The organism is Alteribacillus sp. JSM 102045 (assembly GCF_041949975.1).
In the GTDB taxonomy this organism is placed as follows: Bacteria; Bacillota; Bacilli; order Bacillales; family Marinococcaceae; genus Alteribacillus.
Genome location: NZ_JBHFQG010000002.1, coordinates 199,444 through 220,221 on the forward strand (window position 1 = coordinate 199,444; position 20,778 = coordinate 220,221).

A 20,778-nucleotide genomic window follows, 5' to 3' on the forward strand; every position below is an offset into this window, starting at 1 on the left:
GAGGGTTTACCTATGAATGTAGTCGTTCAAAAATTTGGCGGAACCTCTGTCCGAAATAAAGACACGAGATTGGCAGCAGCCAAACATGTACAAAAATCTGTGGAAGAGGGCTTCAAAGTAGTGGTCGTCGTCTCTGCTATGGGAAGAGAAGGCGATCCATATGCTACAGATACATTACTTGGTCTTGTGCATAAAGAAGCTTCTCACGTGGGAAACAGGGAAAAAGATTTACTTGTTTCTTGTGGAGAAGTGATTTCTTCTGTTGTTTTCACAGACCTTTTGCAATCACTGGATATAAAAGCAAAAGCAATGACAGGCCCGCAAGCTGGATTTCGCACAAGTGAAGAATTTAGTGAAGCCAGGATTGTGGATATGCAGTGCAGTTCTTTAGAACAGTCATTAAATCAAGTTGATGCAGTGGTCGTTGCAGGTTTTCAAGGAGTTTCTTCTAATGGAGAAATAACTACTCTCGGCCGTGGAGGAAGCGACACATCAGCTACAGCACTTGCAGCTGCGTTAAAAGCCGAACGAGTGGATATTTTTACGGACGTTGAGGGAATTATGACTGCTGATCCTCGTATTGTTGAAGAGGCAGCGATTATAGATTCTGTTACGTATCAGGAAATTTGTAATATGGCCTATCAAGGTGCAAAAGTAATTCATCCAAGAGCAGTAGAAATTGCCATGCAGGCGAAAATTCCTGTACGAATACGCTCCACTATGTCAGATGCACCGGGCACGCTCATTACTGCAGGGTCTGATCCGGGTGTAGACCTTGAAGACCGAACGGTAACCGGTATAGCTCACATGGCGGGTTTATCTCAGATTACGGTGAGGGGAAAAGATTATTTAAACCTCCAGACAGAAGTTTTTCAAGAAATGGCAAAGGCTAACATATCAGTCGATTTTATTAACATTCAACCTGCAGCGATCGTTTACACGGTTCCTGATGAAAAGGCTGAGCAGGCAATGAACGTATTAAAAGCGAAAGGGTATGAGCCTGAATGTCTATCAAATTGTGCTAAGGTTTCTGCTGTCGGTGCAGGCATGACAGGTGTTCCCGGGGTAGCATCAAAAATTGTGGCTGCACTTACTAAAGAAAATATTCAAATTTTCCAATCAGCTGACTCTCATACGACCATTTGGGTGCTTGTCAAAGGGGAGGACATGAAAAAAGCAGTCCTTGCTCTTCATACCATGTTTCAGCTAGAAAAACAGAATACTTCTGCCCAAAATGATGAATAGGTCATAGGCGGCAGATAATATGGAAAGGGGCGGAATATGAGTGGATTTCGGTCGATTGCTCACCGCTATGGTAACTCCATTTGACGAGAATGGGGCGATAGATAAGCCGGCGCTAGAACCATTGGTAGAACATTTAATATCTACCGGAACGGAAGGTTTAGTGGTGGCTGGAACCACTGGTGAGTCCCCTACACTTAAATCAGATGAAAAATTATTTTTGTTTCAAAGGGTAAAGGAAATTGCCGGAAACCGTGCATTTGTAATTGCCGGAACAGGTACAAATGATACTGCGTACTCTGCTGCTTTAACCGAAAAAGCTGCTGCGCTTAGGGTGGACGGGGTAATGGCAGTGACCCCGTATTACAACAAGCCTAGTCAGGAAGGAATGTATTTTCATTTTGAAACGATTGCGAAAGCTTCCACACTTCCTTTAATGATATATAATATTCCAGGAAGGTGTATAGTAAATCTACAAGCTGAGACACTGCTTCGTCTTAGTAAAATACCAAACATTACGTCGGTTAAAGAAGCAAGCGGCGACATGGAGCAGATTTCCTATGTCATAGAAGAAAGCCCCCATAATTTTTATGTCTATAGCGGCGATGATTCGATGACGCTTCCGATTATGTCTGTAGGCGGAAATGGAGTAGTATCAGTAGCAGCTCATATTATTGGAAATGAAATGAACCAGATGATCAATAGCTTTACAAAAGGGGAGGCCGAGATTGCTTCTGCGTTACACAGAAAGCTTCTTCCAAAAATGAAAGCATGCTTTATTGCGCCAAACCCTTCACCGGTAAAAGCTATGCTTGATCAGCTTGGATTAGTTTCTAAATATACAAGAGCACCTATTCTGCCATTGAATGAAGCGGAAATGAAGCAGCTTGAACAATGGTTCAGCCTGGCATAATGCCAGGCTTTCTTATTTTTCTAAAACATGGAATATACCTTGTATTCTCTTTTAAATTTAAGTTATACTACTAACAAGTGATCTGTCCGGGTTTAAAAAGTAAATACAAAAATGAACGTATCAATCCATTAGAGAATTGAATACATTAGGAGGAAATAACGTTGTCAAAGGAGTCTTTAGAGAGCATACGTGTTTTTGCCCTGGGCGGAGTCGGTGAAATTGGCAAAAACATGTATATTGTAGAAACAGATGAAGATATATTTATGATTGATGCAGGGTTGATGTTCCCTGAGGATGATATGCTCGGAGTAGATGTTGTCATTCCCGACATCTCTTATATTGTCCAAAATAAAGATCGGTTTCGCGCCATTATTCTGACTCATGGACATGAGGATCATATAGGTGCACTGCCATATATTCTAAGAAAAGTAAATGTACCCGTTTACGGAACAAAATTAACATTAGGCCTTGTAGAAGATCACTTAAAGGAAAAAGGCCTGCGAAAAAAATCGGACCTTCGTTTAATTGATGGAGACAGTCGAATTAGTGCTGGACAAGTTCCATTGAGTTTTTTTCGTGTAAACCATAGCATCCCTGATTCAGTCGGAGTTTGCATTCATACGCCGCAAGGAATCATCGTGCATACAGGTGATTTTAAAATTGACCAAACCCCGGTAGATGGTAAATTTGCAGACATTGATACACTCTCAAACATCGGTAAAGAAGGAGTGCTCTGTTTATTATCAGATAGCACGAATGCGGAACGGCCAGGCACCAGTCCTTCCGAAACCTCTACTGGTGAAGGTATTAAAGAAGTATTTCAAGAAGCTGAAGGACGTATTATTGTAACCACCTTCGCTTCCAATGTGCACCGGATTCAACAAGTGATAGATGCTGCCCAAAAGCAGAAAAGAAAAATAGCTGTTGTGGGGCATTCCATGAAAAAAGTGATTGATATTGCTCGTGACATGGGATACTTACTTTGTCCGGACGATCTTTTTATCAATACAGATAAAGTTAACGATTTTGATAATGATAAAGTAACGATTCTTTGTACAGGCAGTCAGGGTGAACCGATGTCGGCGCTTACTCGCATGGCGAAAGGAGCACACCGGCAGGTCACCATTGAAAGCGAAGATACAGTGATTATTGCAGCCAACCCTATCCCTGGCAATGAAAAATCTGTTTCGAGGATTATTGATTTTCTCTATCAGATTGGAGCAGAGGTCGTTTATGGTGATAGGAATGTTCACGCATCCGGCCATGGATGTCAGGAAGAATTAATGTTGATGCTGAACCTTTTAAAACCAACCTATTTTATTCCGGTTCACGGGGAATACAGGATGCAGCATGCACATGGAGAGCTTGCTGAAAAAACAGGAGTCGACCCTAATCATATTTTCCTGATTGATAAAGGAGAACGAATAGAATTTAATAACGGTAAAGCAAAGCATGCCGGCAAAGTGCCAGCTGGGAATGTATTAATTGACGGTCTTGGTGTAGGTGATGTCGGGAACATCGTATTGCGTGACCGCAGACTTCTTTCAGAAGATGGAATATTAGTTGTTGTCGTAACGCTAAATAAAAAAAGCGGCGGTATTGTTTCAGGCCCTGATATTATTTCACGAGGCTTTGTATACGTCAGAGAATCAGAAAAACTTCTTGAAGAAGCGAACAAAAAAGTTTCCACTACTCTAGAAAAATGTATGAGTGAAAATATTAATGAATGGTCTTCATTGAAAAGCAGTATACGAGATGTATTAAGCCGCTACTTATATGAAAAAACAAAAAGACGTCCAATGATACTGCCAATTATTATGGAAGTGTAAAAAGAATGCTGTTCCTAAGTGATTTATCACTGCAGAACAGCATTTTTCTTTTGCAGTATAGATAAACAAGGATAGATAAACAAGGCTTGTCACCATCAAAACTTGATAGCAAGCCAAGTTTTTCTAAACCGTGCCCTCAAATATACTAATAAAATTCTTTAATATTTGAGAAGAAAATGTATGAATAAATATGGTGGTTGTCATACTAACATTATATTCTATAAGGGAGGTATTGTTATGCCTGACAATCAAGGCCCATCTACTCCTCAGACGCCAAATCCTGGAACAACTCCTAATCCTGGAACAACTCCTAATCCTTCTCCTCAACAGCCGCAGCAGCCGAACAAAGATGATAAAAGTTCTGGTCTTGTAAATAAAATTCAACAGCTTGGGCAAACCAACGTTGCCCAAATGGAAAATTCAAATATTCATTGCATTACTATAGTGGGCCAAATCGAAGGCCATATGCAGCTCCCTCCGCAAAACAAAACAACCAAATATGAGCATATTATTCCTCAGCTTGTTGCGGCAGAACAAAACCCAAAAATTGAAGGGCTTCTGCTCGTTTTAAATACAGTAGGGGGAGATGTTGAAGCAGGGCTGGCCATGTCAGAAATGATAGCAAGCATGAGTAAGCCTGCGATCACTATTGTATTAGGAGGCGGTCACTCGATTGGTGTGCCGATTGCCGTAGCTGCTGACTATTCGTACATTGCTGAAACGGCAACAATGACCATTCATCCCATTCGTTTAACCGGACTGGTCATTGGTGTTCCGCAAACATTTGAGTACCTTGATAAAATGCAGGAAAGAGTGATTAGTTTTGTCACACGCCACTCTAATATTGAAGAAGAAAAATTTAAAGAATTAATGTTTGCCAAAGGGAATTTAACGAGGGATATAGGGACAAATGTTATTGGACCAGATGCTGTAAAATACGGTTTAATAGATGATGTTGGAGGAATTGGCCAGGCATTGAAAAAACTAAATACACTCATTGAGGAAAAGAATGAGAAAGGGGATATGCTGCAATGATCATTTACACGCCGCTATCCATGGACTCCATTTTCCCTCCTGATGAAAATGCCTGGAAAAATAAAAAAGAAGTAACTATTGAAAATGGAACACTGGTAATTGAAAAAACAGATGATTTCAATTGGAAAGTTGTTTCCTTGCATAGTTCTAATCCTCAGGACTATTTATTGGATAAATATCAGCCAGGAACAGTTTGGACAGGAAATAACGAACTTTCTTAAAGGAAATGAAGGAAAAATGTGCTATAATGAAAAAAGAATAGACATACAAGCAGGGCTGTCTCCTATATTTTCTCAGATGAGACAGCCCAATTCGTTGTGGTTAACATTTAAATAGGATGCGCTCTTTATACATATCGTTTTCTACAACAAATCAGCATCGGAAGGTTCGAGGTGATAGGATGGCAAAAAAGTCAAAGCGTAAAAAAAGAACGGCCAAGCATTGGAAAGCTCAGATGAAATTTGAACTGAGCGGTCTTATAATATTTACTTTCGGAATACTTGCGCTATTCCATTTAGGACGTGCAGGAGAAGTAACTTTGTCTCTTTTTCGTTTTATTGCAGGCGAATGGTACCCCCTAATAAATATAGGTATATTAATTTTAGCAGCGTCTCTAATAATAAAAAGAAAATTCCCTGTGTTGATCGGAAAACGTTTAAACGGTTTATATTTGGCTGTTACTACTTTATTATTATTAAGCCATGTTCAAATGTTTGAAAACCTGGGAATGCAGGGGCAGTACCAGGAAAGCTCAGCTATTGTAACGACGTGGGAATTATTTATACTCGACCCTTTTGATAATGGACGTGTGGAAGATTTAGGCGGCGGTATGATCGGTGCATTATTGTTTGTTACCTCCCAATTTTTATTTGATGCTGGAGGCACAAGGGTTATAGCCGTATTGTTATTTTTGCTGTCCTTTTTATTAATTACAGGGCTGTCTTTGCAAGAGATCATTCAGTATATTTCTAAAAAAAGCGGACCAAAATTTAAACAAGCAATCCTTTCAGTAAAAGAGAAAACACGGCAGCAAAAAGAAGCTTATGAAAAAAGAAAATCAAGTAAAGTTCATTCAGCGGTACCATCAGCTTCAAAAACAAACAAGAAAGATAATAAGTCAGTTGGTCCTGTGCAGCCAGCTGATGAAACAGTTGAACCGGTTATCTATAATTTTGCTGAGCAAACTTATCAAACACCTGCCGAAAAGTATGAACCAAATGGTGAATCAGTGAAACAACCTGGAATGTCGGTCTCAGCACCTAAAGAAAATGGAGTAGAAAGCGCGTCTGATACAGCGGCTCCGTTAATTTCACAAGAAGAAGAAAATAAAGATTACGAGCTGCCTGCCATTCGTTTACTCGGTTCTCCTAAACATAATACTCAAAATCAAGAGAGAGGCTTAATTTCCTCCAACGCTCGAAAGTTAGAAGAAACGCTGAACAGCTTTGGCGTAAAAGCCAGGGTAAATGAAGTTCATTTAGGCCCGGCCGTGACAAAATACGAAGTGCAGCCGGACACCGGGGTGAAAGTTAGTAAAATCGTTAATTTGGCTGACGACCTGGCACTAGCTCTTGCAGCAAAAGATATCCGCATAGAAGCCCCAATTCCTGGAAAAGCGGCGGTGGGCATTGAAGTACCAAATCAAGAAGTAGCGATGGTTACACTTAGGGAAGTTCTAGAAGCTGGTTATCAAAAGGATGATCATGTGCTTTCGGTAGCGCTTGGGCGGGATATTTCAGGCGAACCTGTACTTGCATCTCTGCATAAAATGCCGCACTTACTCGTAGCTGGAGCTACGGGAAGTGGAAAAAGTGTATGTATTAACGGTATTATTACAAGTATATTAATGAAAGCAAGACCGCATGAAGTAAAGCTAATGATGATTGATCCAAAAATGGTGGAGTTAAATGTATATAACGGTATCCCGCACTTGCTGACTCCTGTTGTCACCGAGCCTAAAAAGGCTGCTCAGGCATTAAAAAAAGTCGTCGCAGAAATGGAAAGAAGGTATGATTTATTTTCCCACAGCGGTACGAGAAATATTGAAGGGTATAATGAGCTGATAAAAAAGCAAAATGAAAAAGGAGAGGAAAAGCAGCCAGAACTTCCATACATTATTGTTCTTGTCGATGAACTGGCGGATTTAATGATGGTAGCTTCAAGTGATGTAGAAGATGCTATTACAAGGCTTGCACAGATGGCGCGTGCTGCCGGGATTCACATGATTATTGCAACTCAGCGTCCTTCCGTCGATGTTATTACAGGAGTAATTAAAGCCAACATTCCATCTCGAATCGCTTTTGGGGTTTCCAGCCAAACGGATTCACGTACGATTTTAGATTCAGCTGGTGCAGAAAAGCTGTTAGGAAAAGGGGATATGCTGTTTCAGCCGGTAGGAGCAAATAAATCAACACGCGTACAGGGCGCATTTGTTTCTGACGAAGAGGTGGAAGCTGTAGTAGAAGCTGTGGTTGCCCAGCAAAAAGCCAACTATCAAGAAGAAATGATTCCAGAAGACAAACCAGAAGTAAACGAGGAAGTAAATGATGACCTCTACAACGATGCTGTTCAACTGGTCCTTCAAATGCAAAGTGCGTCTGTTTCCATGCTACAGCGCAGATTCCGGATAGGATATACGAGAGCAGCCAGATTAATTGATGAAATGGAGATGCGGGGAATTGTAGGACCTTATGAAGGCAGCAAACCAAGAGAGGTCCTTGTCAGTCAGCATAATGATCAAAGCAGCGAAGAAATGCCGTCAAGGTAGTATGGATATCAAACAAGGAGGTAAAGAACAATATGCTAGAAGAACAAATTATAAATGTAAATGGGCTGGATGTACATGTCGTATCCACTTCGAAATACAAAACAACAAACTTTGTTTTACAAATTAAAAGCACCCTGTCAAAAGAAACAGCTACAGAACGATCGTTGCTGGCAAATGTATTAAAAAGCGCATCAAAACAATTTCCGTCCCGTAAAGAAATCAGATTGTATTTAGACAATCTTTATGGAGCCTCTTTTCATGCAGACGTTCAGAAAAAAGGAGAAAATCACATCATCTCTTTTCGATTAGAAGCGGCAAACGAAAAATTTTTAAAAGATAATACCCCGTTATTTAAAAAAAGCTTATCTTTTTTGCATGAAGTGCTTGAGAATCCGTTCCTTGATGACAAAGGCGGTTTTTCAGAAAAAGTAATTCGTGAAGAGAAACGAACATTAAAACAGCGGATGGAATCTATATATGACGATAAAATCCGGTATGCCAATAAACGTTTATTAGAAGAAATGTGCAAAGATGAACCTTATTCTGTCCATCCTTTCGGCGAAATGGAAAAAATAGATAAAATCAACTCCGACACTTTAATGCAGGAATATAAAAGAATGCTTCAGGAAGACGATATTCGCCTCTACATTGTGGGAGACGTAAAAGCAGAAGAAGTAGAAGAGGCTGCTTCCATTTTTTCTGTCACTTCCCACTCTCCACAAAAGCAGGCAGATACCCAACAATCTAAGCCATTAAATGAACCAAAAGAAAAAACGGAAACAGATGATATTAACCAAGGTAAACTGCATTTAGGCTATAGAACTGCTGTAACTTTTGCAGATGAACGTTTTCCTGCTATGCAAGTCATGAATGGATTATTTGGAGGATTTCCTCATTCTAAATTATTTATGAATGTTAGAGAAAAAGAAAGCATGGCTTATTACGCAGCTTCTAGATATGAGAGTCTAAAAGGACTTGTGTTAGTCTTTGCTGGCATTGAAGCTTCTAAATATGAAAAAGCTGTGGAAATTATTAAGAAACAGTTAGATGATATGAAACAAGGGAATTTTACTGATGAAGCTGTAGAACAAACGAAAGTGATGGTCAAAAACCAGCTCCTTGAAACAGCAGACTCTGCAAGAGGCCTTGTCGATTTATATTATCAAAGCATAGCAGCAGGCAATCAGCGGGAATTAACAGAGTGGGTCAAAGCAATTGATTCTGTGACAAAGCATGATGTAATAGACGCTGCCGCTACAGTCGAATTGGACACTTGCTATTTTTTACGCGGTGAGGAGGCTGCCAAATGACAAATATGAAAACTTTTGAACAGCTGCAAGAGACGATTTATAAAGAACAGCTTGATAATGGGTTAACCGTATATGTTCTTCCAAAGCCCGGGTTTCACAAAACGTTTGCTGTTTTTTCAACGAATTATGGTTCAATAGACAATCACTTTGTCCCAATCGGGAAAAACGAAGCTGTTACTGTTCCAGACGGTATAGCACATTTTCTCGAACATAAAATGTTTGAAGATGAAAAAGGAGATATATTTCAAACATTTGGAGAACAGGGAGCATCTGCGAATGCATTTACCAGTTTCACCAAAACAGCTTATTTGTTTTCAAGCACGCAGGATACTGATAAAAATTTAGAGACGCTGCTTGATTTTGTCCAGCATCCTTATTTCACCGATGAAAGTGTGGAGAAGGAAAAAGGAATTATTGAACAAGAAATCACGATGTATGAAGATAATCCCGATTGGCAGTTGTTCTTTAACCTTCTCGGCAATATGTACCATAAACATCCGGTTAAAATTGATATTGCCGGCAGTGTTGACTCAATTTATGATATTACAAAAGAAAACCTCTATGAATGCTATGAAACGTTTTATCATCCATCGAATATGATTTTATTTGTAGCCGGTGATGTAAATCCAAATGCAGTAATGGAGTTAGTGCGTAATAACCAAAATAACAAATCATTTAAAGAGCCAGAAACGATTGAACGAATAATAGACGAGGAACCAAAAGAGGTCAAAAGTGATAAATCAGTAGCCGAAATGAGTGTGAATACTCCGAAATGCATGGTCGGTTATAAGGTCGATGCTAGTAATTTAGAAGGAAAAGAGCTTTTGAAATATGAATTTTCTATGCAGTTAATGCTTGACGCTTTGTTTGGTCCTGGTTCAGATGCTTATGAAGCTTTATATGAGGATGGCTTAATTGACGATTCGTTTTCAACAGAATTTACAGCAGAACGCTCTTTTTCATTCCTGGCAGTAGGTGGAGACACGAAAGAACCTGAGAAGCTCGAACAGCGAATTATTCAAACCATTGATAAAGCTCGCCAAAATGGATTATCGAATGATCAGTTAGAACGCGTTAGAAAGAAAAAAATCGGTAACTTTTTAAAACAACTGAATTCGCTTGAGTTTGTAGCAAATCAATATACGAGCTTTGCGTTTCATAACATCCATTTGTTTGAAGCCATACCAGTACTAGAAGGTATTACAGTAGAAGAAGTAAATAAATTGATGCAGACCCATTTTGAAGAAAGTACGCGTTCTGTTTCTCAAATTATTAAAAAACAGGCGGATTAATAATGGCAGGTTATACATTAATTACAGGGGCAAGCGGCGCTATAGGCAGAGCCGCTGCCCTTAAACTTGCTGCTAAAAAAAAACCATTGTTCCTTCATTATCATCAATCAAAAAACGAAGCATTTGCTTTAAAAGAAAAATGTGAGGCCTATGGCGTTCCGGTTTACTTAGTAAAGAGTGACCTTTCAAAAAAAGGCGGAGCAGAAGAACTTTTTAAGCAGCTGCACTCCCCTGTGCACACGCTCATTTATAATTGCGGAATATCTCACTATGGTTTTTTTCAAGACATTCAAGAAAAGGAACTTTATGAGCTGGGGAACCTTCATCTTTTAAATGCTATGCTGCTAACTAAAAAACTGCTTCCTTCTATGATTTCAAACAAACAAGGAAATATCGTTATGATATCTTCTATTTGGGGAAACCGGGGTGCGGCAATGGAAGTGGCTTATTCTGCCTTTAAAGGCGGTGTGAATAGTTTTGTTAAGTCACTTTCCAAAGAAACAGCTCGATCAGGTATCCGCGTTAATGCGCTAGCCCCCGGGGTCATTGAGACTCCGATGATGGCAGGTTTTTCAGACGAGGAGCGCGCGGCGTTAAAAGAAGAAATCCCTTCAGGAAGATTTGGTACAGCCGAAGAGGCAGCAGAAGCTATATCATTTTTAACTAGTGAAAAGGCTGGTTATATTAACGGCCATGTACTTGATATCAACGGAGGCTGGTAATAAAATAATTTTCCTTTTGTCAACACATAATTTTCCTCCTGCCTGAACATCCTAGTGATGATGACACCTTTAAGGAGGGAATTACATGTCTGTATTGGATAATTGGGATCAATGGAAACAATTTTTAGATGGAAGGCTTGACCAGGCCAAGCAAGATGGTATGGCAGAAAATGTTGTTTCTGACATAGCGTACGAAGTTGGTGAATACCTTGCAAACAATGTAGATCCTAAAAATGAACAAGAGCGTGTATTATCGGATATGTGGAAAGTAGCGGACGAGCAGGAGCAGCATGCAATCGCAAATATGATGGTGAAACTCGTTCAATCTAACTCCGCTCAATAAGATGCAAAAATGAATGCTGTCCTTCTTCGAGAAAGAGGGGCAGTTTTCTTTTCTAAAAACACTGCCGCCTGGCTTCCATATCTAAAAACCATTTTACCTGCAAGGGTTCTCGGGAGAAAAGCGGAAGGTACTTGCTCTTTATTATAAAAAATCCAGGGACATTCGTTTTAAAATAACTTTATTGCTCTGTTCAAATGGAGAAAAATAGCGTAAAATGACAGATATCTGAAAAGAAAGATCTGTAAGTAGAGGTGAAAGAAGGATGGAGGAAAAAAAAGAATGGTATTTAGAATATGAAATCCATCAAAACCGTCCAGGCCTTCTTGGGGATATATCCTCTTTATTAGGCATGCTGTCGATCAATATTATTACTATTAATGGTGTGGAGGACCGGCGGCGTGGTATGCTTATTCGAAGCAAACACGATGATCAAATTACCCGTTTTCGAGCGATCCTCGATACGATAGAGAATATTACTGTTAGAAAATTCAGGGAACCGAGACTGCGTGACCGGCTTGCAGTTATGCATGGCCGTTACATAGAACGTGATGCTGACGATAAAAAAACATTTCGATTTGTACGCGATGAGCTTGGACTGCTCGTTGATTTCATGGCAGAATTGTTTAAAAAAGACCGGCATTACCTTGTAGGCATTCGCGGAATGCCTCGTGTTGGGAAAACAGAATCCCTTGTGGCCGCCAGCGTCTGCGCTAATAAACGATGGTCATTTATATCGTCGACTCTCTTAAGACAGACGGTCCGAAATCAGCTTGCTGATGACGAACTCGAAGAAGGACATATTTATATTATTGATGGAATTGTGTCTATGATGAGGGCTTCGGAAAAACATAGAATGTTAGTAGATGAAATTATGAGACTTCCCGCTGTAAAAGTCGTAGAACATCCTGATATATTTGTAAGAGAATCTTCTTATACGCTTGATGATTTTGATTGTATGATAGAATTACGAAATGATGAAAAAGAGGAGATCACGTACGAAGTGGTAGAATCAGGTTTTTCTTCTTTCGATATCAGTTAGGTGGTAGGTGTTAACATTGTCAGAGCTTGGTCATTACTTAAAAACAAAAAGAGAAGAAAAAGAACTGTCACTTGAAAAGCTGCAGGAAATGACTAAAATACAAAAACGTTATTTGACAGCTATTGAGGAAGGCAATTATGATGCTCTCCCCGGAGCGTTTTATACAAGAGCATTCGTTAAAAGTTATGCGGAAGCGTTAGAACTCGAACCGGATGAAGTTTTTGAAACATATGGAAATGAACTGCCTCAGCCAAAACAACAGACAACAGATTTACCATCGCGGGCCGAACGGGCAAGACCAAAAGTCCAAAAAAAGAAAAGAAAGAATTCAAATATATTTCCTGTTTTAATGGGAATATTATTTTTAATTGTCGTAGCAGCTGGAGTGTATCTTGTCGTCCAGGGTACAGGAGGAGGCAACCCGGGAGGAGTTTCTCCTGAAGACGATCCTTCCATTGAAGTAGATTCCAATGACGAATTAGATTCCACTGAAGAAAATGAGGAAAACGAAGAGGAAGAATCACAAGAAGAACCATCTGAAACCGATGCCTCAGGGGAAGAAAATGAGTCTGAGGAAAAAGAAGAAGAGGAAGAAGAAACAGAAATTGAAACACCTGAGCTGGTCTCTACAGAAAACCGCCGGTCTACTTTTGATGTTTCCGGCACTGATGAAATGATTATCAAAATTGAGCTTTCTGGAGATTCCTATCTGGATGCCCAGGATAAAGATGGCAATATTCTTGAAGATTTTGCAGGTGTGTCAGAAGGTGATCAAGTAGAACTTGATTACAGTGATGAAGAATATGTGAAATTAAATATCGGAAATACAACTGCCGTAACGGTTCTTTTTAATGGAGAGGAAATCGAATACCCTATTGAACCTTCAGAAGTAGTTCACCAGCATTTAATATTTGAAAAACAATCTGAATAACAATTTCCCTGGGGAAAACCCCCGGGGATTTTTCAGTTCAATGATAAACGGGCAGGTGTTCCATCACAATTTTACACTAGAAAATATAAAATTTTATTGGTGAACAGTATAAATAAAACTACGGGTTTCGTCGACGTACAGGACGTACTAATGCCGCTGTTGCCACAAGACGTACTTCCACACGATGTGGTGACTTCTGCGTTGCGAACAGGACGTTCGCGAACTTAGCAGAAGTTCCTTTAACGTAGCCGGTTTCCTTTAAAAAGCGATAAGCCGAGTTTTTTTAATATGGAAACGATAAAATATACTTGATTTTCCGTTCTTTTCCTCGATTTGAATATTATATGGTACAATGACGAAGGAATGTTTATTTCTAGGAGGAACGTAAAGTCATTAGAAACGAGGTATTACGATGAATCTGCCAAATAAAATAACGGTCGCGCGTATATGTTTAATACCAATTTTTATGATATTTATGCTTGTTCCTTTGCCAATGGGAAGTTTTGAAATAAGCGGTAATGTCCTTCCAACAGCATATGCCGCAGGCTTTTTTCTATTTATTCTCGCAGCATCCACCGATTGGCTTGATGGGTATTACGCCAGAAAATATAACTTGGTCAGTAACTTCGGCAAATTCCTTGACCCGTTGGCAGATAAACTGCTTGTCACGGCTGCTTTGCTGTCATTAATTGAATTGCAAGTGCTTCCTGCCTGGATGGCTATCGTCATTTTAAGCAGGGAATTTGCAGTGACAGGAATCCGGCTCGTAGCTGCTTCTGATGGAGAAGTGATCGCGGCAAGTAGTCTAGGTAAGTGGAAAACTGTTTTTCAAATGACTGCATTAGCGGTCCTTCTCCTAGACGGTCTTTTTTATGCCATATTAAATATTCCATTAGGAATGATTCTTATGTGGATTGCAGTAACATTGACAGTAGTATCCGGTGTTGATTATTTTGTGAAAAACAAACATGTATTCAAGCATTCGATGTAAAAAGTCAAGAATGGAGTGAAAAAAATGAACGCAGAAATCATCGCAGTTGGGTCGGAACTTCTGCTGGGTCAAATTGCAAATACAAATGGACAATATTTATCTCAGGAACTTGCGAGTATTGGCATAAATGTTTACAGGCATACAGTCGTTGGTGACAATAAAAAACGCATGACTTCAGCTTTTCAAGAAGCCTGTGAAAGAGCAGATATCTTATTTATTACAGGTGGTCTAGGGCCTACAGAAGATGATCTTACAAAAGAAGTAACAGCTGAATTAACAGGAAAACGCTTAATGTACCATCAGCCCACTCTCGATTTCATGAAGCAGTTTTTTAAGCAGCGAAAAAGAACAATGTCAGAAAATAATAAAAAACAGGCTCACTATACAGAAGGCAGTGATGTATTTTATAATAGAGCCGGACTAGCTTGTGGTATGGCAGACAACTACAAGGATACATTATTAATCTTGGTACCGGGCCCGCCTCGGGAATTAAAACACATGTATGAAAACACAATAAAACCTTACTTATTAAAAGAGTTGGCTGGAGAATTTTTAGTGCTGTCAAGAGTTCTTCGTTTTTTCGATATTGGAGAATCCAGGCTCGAAGAAGAGCTGATAGATATCATTCAAGCACAGACTAATCCGACGATTGCGCCGCTCGCTTCTGATGGGGAAGTGACTATCAGATTAACCGCTAAAGCAAAAACCCGTTCGGAAGCTGACGTTTTATTAGATAAAGTAGAAACACAAATCCAACAGCGTGTAGGAAAATATTTTTATGGCAGAGAAAACGAAACATTGCCTGTTCAGGTAGTGAAAAACTACGGCAAAAAAGGAGTTACACTGTCCGCGGCGGAAAGTTTAACCGGTGGTTGGTTTGCCAAACAACTCGTAGATGTAGCTGGTGCTTCAGCGATGTTTGAAGGTTCTTCCACCGTTTATTCTCAATCAGCAAAAAATAAGGTATTAGGGATAAGTCATGATTTGATGGATAAATATGGAACGATAAGTAAGGAATGTGCCGAAGCGATGGCTGATAAAGTCCGTCTGCAGTATCAGACTGACATAGGAATTAGTTTTACTGGTGCGGCAGGTCCGGAACCATTAGAAGGGAAGGATCCGGGAACCGTATGGATCGGTATTTCCGGGCCAAATGGAGTAACTTCATATGCATTAAATCTCGCCGGGAGCCGTGAACTAATACGACGTTTAGCGGTTTATTACGGCTGCTGGTTTTTACTGAAAGAAAAGGTGGTAAACAAATGACGTACTTTGAAGATTTTGATGTAAAAGAGGAAATTAAAAAAGCGATTCGGGAAATGGGGTTTGAAGAGCCCTCTCCTGTTCAAGAAAAAGCAATCCCTGAAATTTTGCAATTGAAGGACTTAATTGGCCAAGCACAAACTGGGACGGGAAAAACGGCGGCATTCGGAATACCGCTTATTAACCGGATTACAAATGAAGGCTATGTTCAGGCGATGATTTTGACACCAACCAGAGAGCTTGCTATACAAGTATCCGGTGAGCTTCAGAAGCTTTCTAAGTATTTAAATATTCGAACACTTCCTATTTACGGCGGACAGTCCATTGGTCATCAGATTAAAGCTTTAAAGCAAGGTGTTCAAATTGTCATCGGTACTCCCGGGCGGGTGCAGGATCATTTACGCCGCAAAACATTAAAGCTTGACCGGGTGAAAACTGTCGTTCTTGATGAAGCGGATGAAATGCTTGATATGGGTTTCATTGACGATATAGAAACCATATTAAAGCAAATTAATGTGGATAGACAGACACTGCTTTTTTCAGCTACAATGCCCCCGGCGATTCGTAAACTTTCTAAACGGTATATGGTTAAGCCGGTGACTGTGTCAATAAACAAAAGTGAAGTAACAGCCCCTTCCATTGACCAATGGTATTACAAAGTTCTTGAGAGAAATAAACAAGAATCATTGTGCCGTATTTTAGATAGTCAGGACCCTGAGCTTGGAATAATTTTCTGCCGTACAAAAAAAGGTGTCGCCGAATTAACAGAAGTTCTTCAAGCCAGAGGCTACCTTGCTGACGGCCTGCATGGGGACCTTACTCAGTCCCAGCGCGACGCAGTTATGAAAAAGTTTCGTGAAAGCTCGATTGAACTACTTGTAGCAACAGATGTTGCAGCCCGCGGGATTGACGTGCAAAACGTCAGTCATGTCATTAACTATGATATCCCGCAAGACCCGGAAAGTTATGTGCACCGCATCGGCCGCACCGGAAGAGCCGGACGCACAGGTCAAGCTCTAACCCTTGTAACGCCAAGAGAAATGAAGCATCTGCGTTCGATAGAGTCTGAGATAAAAATGTCCATACCAACAAAGAGTGTTCCCTCTATTGAAGAAGTGGTGGAAAAGCAGCAAGAAGCATGGAAAAACCTTATTATTGATCAATTTGAAGATGAACAGGAGCTTTCTTTATTTGATGATCTTGCTGATGAACTTTTAGCGGAATATGACCCAAAAAACATTATTCGCTCTCTAATGAAAATGAACTTCTCCACAGCAATTGGTGAAAATGATGACGGTTATAATTTTGGTGAAACCGGCGGCGCAAAAGGAATGATACGATTCTTCATTAATGTAGGCCGAAATGTAAATATGAGTCCTAAAGTGCTTATTGAAGAGATCTCGGATGCAGTAGGCATCCCTGGAAAAGCAATTGGCCGAATTGATATTTTTGAGAAATTTACATTTGTAGAAGTGCCGGAGGAGGTGGCTCCGTTCGTATATGAAGCGCTGCGCTATTCCCGTATTAATGGAGCGCGGGTAAATTTAGAGCCAGCTAAGCCTCGTCCTAAAAGAAACACAGCCTCCTCAAAGTCTCGTTCCAAATAAAAATAATAATGAAAAAACTGTTCATAGGACGATCCTTTGAGCAGTTTTTCATTAAAAAACTCCATTTTGCTGAGTCTGTTCCTCTTAATAAAAAACCGAATAAATGTTCGTGAAAACTATTGGCAAATCTAATAAAAAAAGGTATGATGTAATAGGTGATAAAAACAAAACGGTCCTTCATTTGTCAGGGCGTTTTTATGGAGCTGTCTTTTGGTTTCGGGGGAAATAAATTCTGATTTTACGGTTGGATTTTGGCAAAATAAAGGAGAGATAAAATGAGTGAGCGAAAAGCAGCGCTTGACCAGGCGCTTAGAAATATTGAGAAACAATTTGGAAAAGGATCTATAATGAAGCTTGGGGAACAAGCCGAACGAAAAGTCTCCACAATATCCAGCGGGGCATTAGCTGTAGATATTGCGCTTGGAGTCGGCGGGTATCCTCGCGGCAGAATTGTAGAAATATACGGTCCGGAATCTTCTGGTAAAACCACCGTGGCTCTTCATGCGATTGCGGAAGTGCAGCGAAAAGGCGGGCAGGCAGCATTCATCGATGCCGAACACGCTCTGGATCCGGCTTATGCTCAAAACTTAGGTGTTAATATTGATGAGCTGCTACTATCCCAACCAGATACCGGTGAACAGGCTCTTGAAATTGCTGAAGCCCTTGTGCGCAGCGGTGCTGTAGATATTATTGTAGTTGACTCTGTCGCAGCGCTTGTACCAAAAGCGGAAATCGAAGGGGAAATGGGAGACAGCCATGTCGGATTGCAGGCACGGTTAATGTCTCAGGCTCTTCGGAAACTTTCTGGAGCGATCAGTAAATCGAATTCCATCGCTGTCTTTATTAACCAGATTCGTGAAAAAGTCGGTGTAATGTTTGGCAGCCCCGAGACTACTCCAGGCGGCCGTGCACTGAAGTTCTATTCGTCTGTAAGGCTGGAAGTCCGCCGTGCAGAGACACTCAAGCAAGGCAATGAAATGGTAGGAAATAAAACCCGCATTAAAATTGTGAAAAACAAAGTTGCTCCGCCATTTAAGCAGGCTGAGGTAGATATTATGTATGGGGAAGGAATTTCAAGAGAAGGATCTATTCTTGATATTGGTGCTGAACTTGATATCGTACAGAAAAGTGGTGCCTGGTATTCATATGAAGGAGAACGCTTAGGGCAGGGTCGAGAAAATGCCAAGCAGTATTTAAAAGAAAATGAAGAAGTAACAGCCACTATTGAAGGAAGTATCCGTGAGCACTATAACCTTGATGCAATCCAATCTCAAGCCGAAGAAGAAGGATTATTAATAGAAGCAGATGAAGAATAACGTTTCAACCACCCTTTATTCTAAAAAGGGTGGTTTTTAAATCGTCTAAATCCATTTACAGATAGGGGATTGAGGACATTGGGAAGTCTTGACATGTCTACAGTGGGAGGATACAATTAAAGGGAGTGATGCTTGAAAAAGTGTCACGGAATGTTCACCGTATTTGCTCTAAAAGGCTTTTTTATTGGAGAAATTAGCAGATCACTCTCCTATAAACCAAGCCTTTTTTATCGACGGCACAACCGGTCGACACCACGTCAAAGAAACATTCACATGTATGCGAAGTTTTATGAACAAAAATGAAAAAACACCCCCTTTAGGCAAAAACAGTGGAACCAAAGGGTACAACCAGATAGCAAGAGGAGGTGAAAAGACTTGGAAAACATCTTTCTCATCTCCATTTTGCTTGTTGTCGTTGCAGCTTTGAGTGGATTGATTGGTTATTTTGTTCGTAAATCTATTGCGGAAGCGAAGATAGCGAGCGCGGAACAAGCCGCCAAACAGATCGTAGAAGATGCTGAGCGGAAAGCAGAAGCCAGTAAAAAAGAGGCAGTGCTCGAAGCAAAAGATCAAGCGCATCAGCTTCGTGCAGAAGCAGAAGAAGATTTGCGGGAACGAAGAAATGAAGTTCAGAAACAAGAAAACCGCTTAATGCAGAAAGAAGAGATTCTTGACCGAAAAAGTGAGACATTGGACAAGAAAGAAGAATCGTTGGAAAAGAGAGAAGAATCTCTCGCCGACAAACAACGACAGGTAGATGAAAATAACAGCAAAGTGGAGGAGATTTTAGCAAAACAGCAAGATGAGCTAGAGAGAATTTCAGGGATGACCCGTGAAGAAGCAAAAGAAATGATTAGACGAGACGTCCAGCAGGAACTCGAGCATGAAACAGCCTTAATGGTGAAAGAACATACTGAACGTGCTAAAAATGAAGCGGACAAGAAAGCACGGCAAATTCTTTCATTGGCTATTCAGCGCTGTGCAGCAGATCATATTGCAGAGACAACCGTTTCTGTTGTAAATCTTCCAAATGATGAAATGAAAGGCCGAATCATTGGAAGAGAAGGAAGAAATATTCGCGCTCTCGAGACACTCACAGGAATTGACCTAATCATTGATGATACACCGGAAGCTGTTATTCTCTCCGGATTTGATCCAATTAGAAGAGAAATTGCCCGGACGTCACTAGATAAACTTGTACAGGATGGACGAATTCATCCGGCCCGCATTGAAGAGACGGTTGAAAAATCAAGGCGGGAAGTAGATGAATTAATTCGTGAATACGGTGAGGAAACCACCTTTCAAATGGGGATTCACGGACTTCATCCAGATTTAATTAAAATTCTCGGCCGATTGAAATTTAGAACGAGCTATGGGCAAAATGTTCTTAACCACTCGATGGAAGTGGCTCATCTAACAGCATTGATGGCTGCAGAGCTTGGTGAGGATGAACAGTTAGCTAAACGAGCGGGGCTTCTCCATGATATTGGGAAAGCAATTGACCATGAGGTGGAAGGCAGTCACGTGGAAATTGGTGTAGAGCTTGCTCAAAAATATAAAGAGCATCCAGTAGTGATAAATAGTATTGCATCCCACCATGGAGATACGGAAGCGACTTCTGTTATCGCAACACTGGTTGCTGCTGCAGACGCGTTATCTGCTGCCCGCCCTGGTGCTCGAAGAGAAACGCTTGAAACGTACATTCGTCGATTAGAAAAGCTTGAAGAAATAGCGGAATCGTTCGAAGGGGTTGAAAAAACGTACGCCATTCAAGCAGGCCGTGAAGTAAGAATTATGGTGAAACCTGATTTAGTTGATGACGCATTGGCGCATCGGTTGGCCAGAGATATTACGAAACAAATTGAAGAAGAGCTCGATTATCCCGGTCATATAAGAGTGACAGTAATAAGGGAGACGAGAGCAGTAGAATATGCTAAATAAAGCGGCGATTTCGCCGCTTTATTTTTACACTGTCAGGAATGTCTAACATTTTATTGGTGAACTATAATTAAAAACGGCATTCGCCGCAATAACTCGGCGGTAAGCCGAGTTTTTCTAATGATTATAGTAATAGATATTCGTAACTAAGATTTAAAGCTTTCTTGATAAGTATTTAGGAAAAAGCCAGGTTTTTCTCCTTTCCCATTAATAAGAGAAACTTGCACTTTACTATTTAGT

Annotated in this window: 17 protein-coding genes; all 17 read left to right on the plus strand. The window is 40.4% G+C overall.

Annotation, left to right across the window (positions count from 1 at the left end; genetic code table 11):
• Window positions 1–12 precede the first annotated feature (12 nt).
• The 17 genes from dapG (at window position 13) to rny (ending at window position 20,541) form a co-directional block, all read left to right on the plus strand.
• Entirely contained in the window at window positions 13–1,245 is a 1,233-nt protein-coding gene (dapG, locus tag ACE1TI_RS02525; protein WP_375005997.1) for an aspartate kinase, read from the plus strand.
• Between the two features lie 40 nt (window positions 1,246–1,285).
• A complete protein-coding gene (gene dapA, locus ACE1TI_RS02530; protein WP_375005998.1) occupies window positions 1,286–2,155 on the plus strand; it encodes a 4-hydroxy-tetrahydrodipicolinate synthase in 870 nt (289 codons plus the stop codon).
• Between the two features lie 161 nt (window positions 2,156–2,316).
• Window positions 2,317–3,984, plus strand: a complete 1,668-nt coding sequence (locus ACE1TI_RS02535) for a ribonuclease J (RefSeq protein WP_375005999.1) — start codon at window positions 2,317–2,319, stop codon at window positions 3,982–3,984.
• Between the two features lie 237 nt (window positions 3,985–4,221).
• Entirely contained in the window at window positions 4,222–5,019 is a 798-nt protein-coding gene (locus ACE1TI_RS02540; RefSeq protein ID WP_375006000.1) for a ClpP family protease, read from the plus strand.
• On the plus strand, window positions 5,016–5,240 hold the full coding sequence (locus tag ACE1TI_RS02545) for a YlzJ-like family protein (protein WP_375006001.1): 225 nt from the start codon (window positions 5,016–5,018) through the stop codon (window positions 5,238–5,240). Before ACE1TI_RS02540 ends, ACE1TI_RS02545 begins: the two co-directional genes overlap by 4 nt.
• Before the next feature lie 179 nt (window positions 5,241–5,419).
• Window positions 5,420–7,786, plus strand: coding sequence for a DNA translocase FtsK (locus ACE1TI_RS02550; protein WP_375006002.1), 2,367 nt, complete (start codon window positions 5,420–5,422; stop codon window positions 7,784–7,786).
• 32 nt (window positions 7,787–7,818) lie between these two features.
• On the plus strand, window positions 7,819–9,096 hold the full coding sequence (gene yfmF / locus ACE1TI_RS02555; protein WP_375006003.1) for an EF-P 5-aminopentanol modification-associated protein YfmF: 1,278 nt from the start codon (window positions 7,819–7,821) through the stop codon (window positions 9,094–9,096).
• Complete coding sequence (gene yfmH, locus ACE1TI_RS02560; protein ID WP_375006004.1) at window positions 9,093–10,388, plus strand: EF-P 5-aminopentanol modification-associated protein YfmH; 1,296 nt, start codon at window positions 9,093–9,095, stop codon at window positions 10,386–10,388. The genes yfmF and yfmH overlap by 4 nt, the downstream gene beginning before the upstream one ends.
• 2 nt (window positions 10,389–10,390) lie before the next feature.
• Window positions 10,391–11,110, plus strand: a complete 720-nt coding sequence (ymfI, locus tag ACE1TI_RS02565; protein WP_375006005.1) for an elongation factor P 5-aminopentanone reductase — start codon at window positions 10,391–10,393, stop codon at window positions 11,108–11,110.
• An 85-nt stretch (window positions 11,111–11,195) separates the two neighbouring features.
• The gene (locus ACE1TI_RS02570) at window positions 11,196–11,453 is read left to right on the plus strand and encodes a DUF3243 domain-containing protein (protein WP_375006006.1); all 258 of its coding nucleotides are present in this window, start codon (window positions 11,196–11,198) and stop codon (window positions 11,451–11,453) included.
• A 262-nt stretch (window positions 11,454–11,715) separates the two neighbouring features.
• The gene (locus ACE1TI_RS02575; RefSeq protein WP_375006007.1) at window positions 11,716–12,492 is read left to right on the plus strand and encodes a YmfK family protein; all 777 of its coding nucleotides are present in this window, start codon (window positions 11,716–11,718) and stop codon (window positions 12,490–12,492) included.
• Between the two features lie 16 nt (window positions 12,493–12,508).
• On the plus strand, window positions 12,509–13,423 hold the full coding sequence (locus ACE1TI_RS02580; protein WP_375006008.1) for a helix-turn-helix domain-containing protein: 915 nt from the start codon (window positions 12,509–12,511) through the stop codon (window positions 13,421–13,423).
• A 412-nt stretch (window positions 13,424–13,835) separates the two neighbouring features.
• A complete protein-coding gene (gene pgsA, locus ACE1TI_RS02585; RefSeq protein ID WP_375006009.1) occupies window positions 13,836–14,414 on the plus strand; it encodes a CDP-diacylglycerol--glycerol-3-phosphate 3-phosphatidyltransferase in 579 nt (192 codons plus the stop codon).
• Window positions 14,415–14,438: 24 nt separating this feature from the next.
• Window positions 14,439–15,680, plus strand: a complete 1,242-nt coding sequence (locus tag ACE1TI_RS02590) for a competence/damage-inducible protein A (protein ID WP_375006010.1) — start codon at window positions 14,439–14,441, stop codon at window positions 15,678–15,680.
• Window positions 15,677–17,284 (plus strand): DEAD/DEAH box helicase, encoded by a 1,608-nt coding sequence (locus tag ACE1TI_RS02595; protein ID WP_375006011.1) that lies wholly within the window; start codon window positions 15,677–15,679, stop codon window positions 17,282–17,284. The genes ACE1TI_RS02590 and ACE1TI_RS02595 overlap by 4 nt, the downstream gene beginning before the upstream one ends.
• Before the next feature lie 275 nt (window positions 17,285–17,559).
• Window positions 17,560–18,600, plus strand: coding sequence for a recombinase RecA (gene recA, locus ACE1TI_RS02600; RefSeq protein WP_375006012.1), 1,041 nt, complete (start codon window positions 17,560–17,562; stop codon window positions 18,598–18,600).
• Window positions 18,601–18,975: 375 nt separating this feature from the next.
• Window positions 18,976–20,541, plus strand: a complete 1,566-nt coding sequence (gene rny, locus ACE1TI_RS02605; RefSeq protein WP_375006013.1) for a ribonuclease Y — start codon at window positions 18,976–18,978, stop codon at window positions 20,539–20,541.
• Window positions 20,542–20,778: the final 237 nt, after the last annotated feature.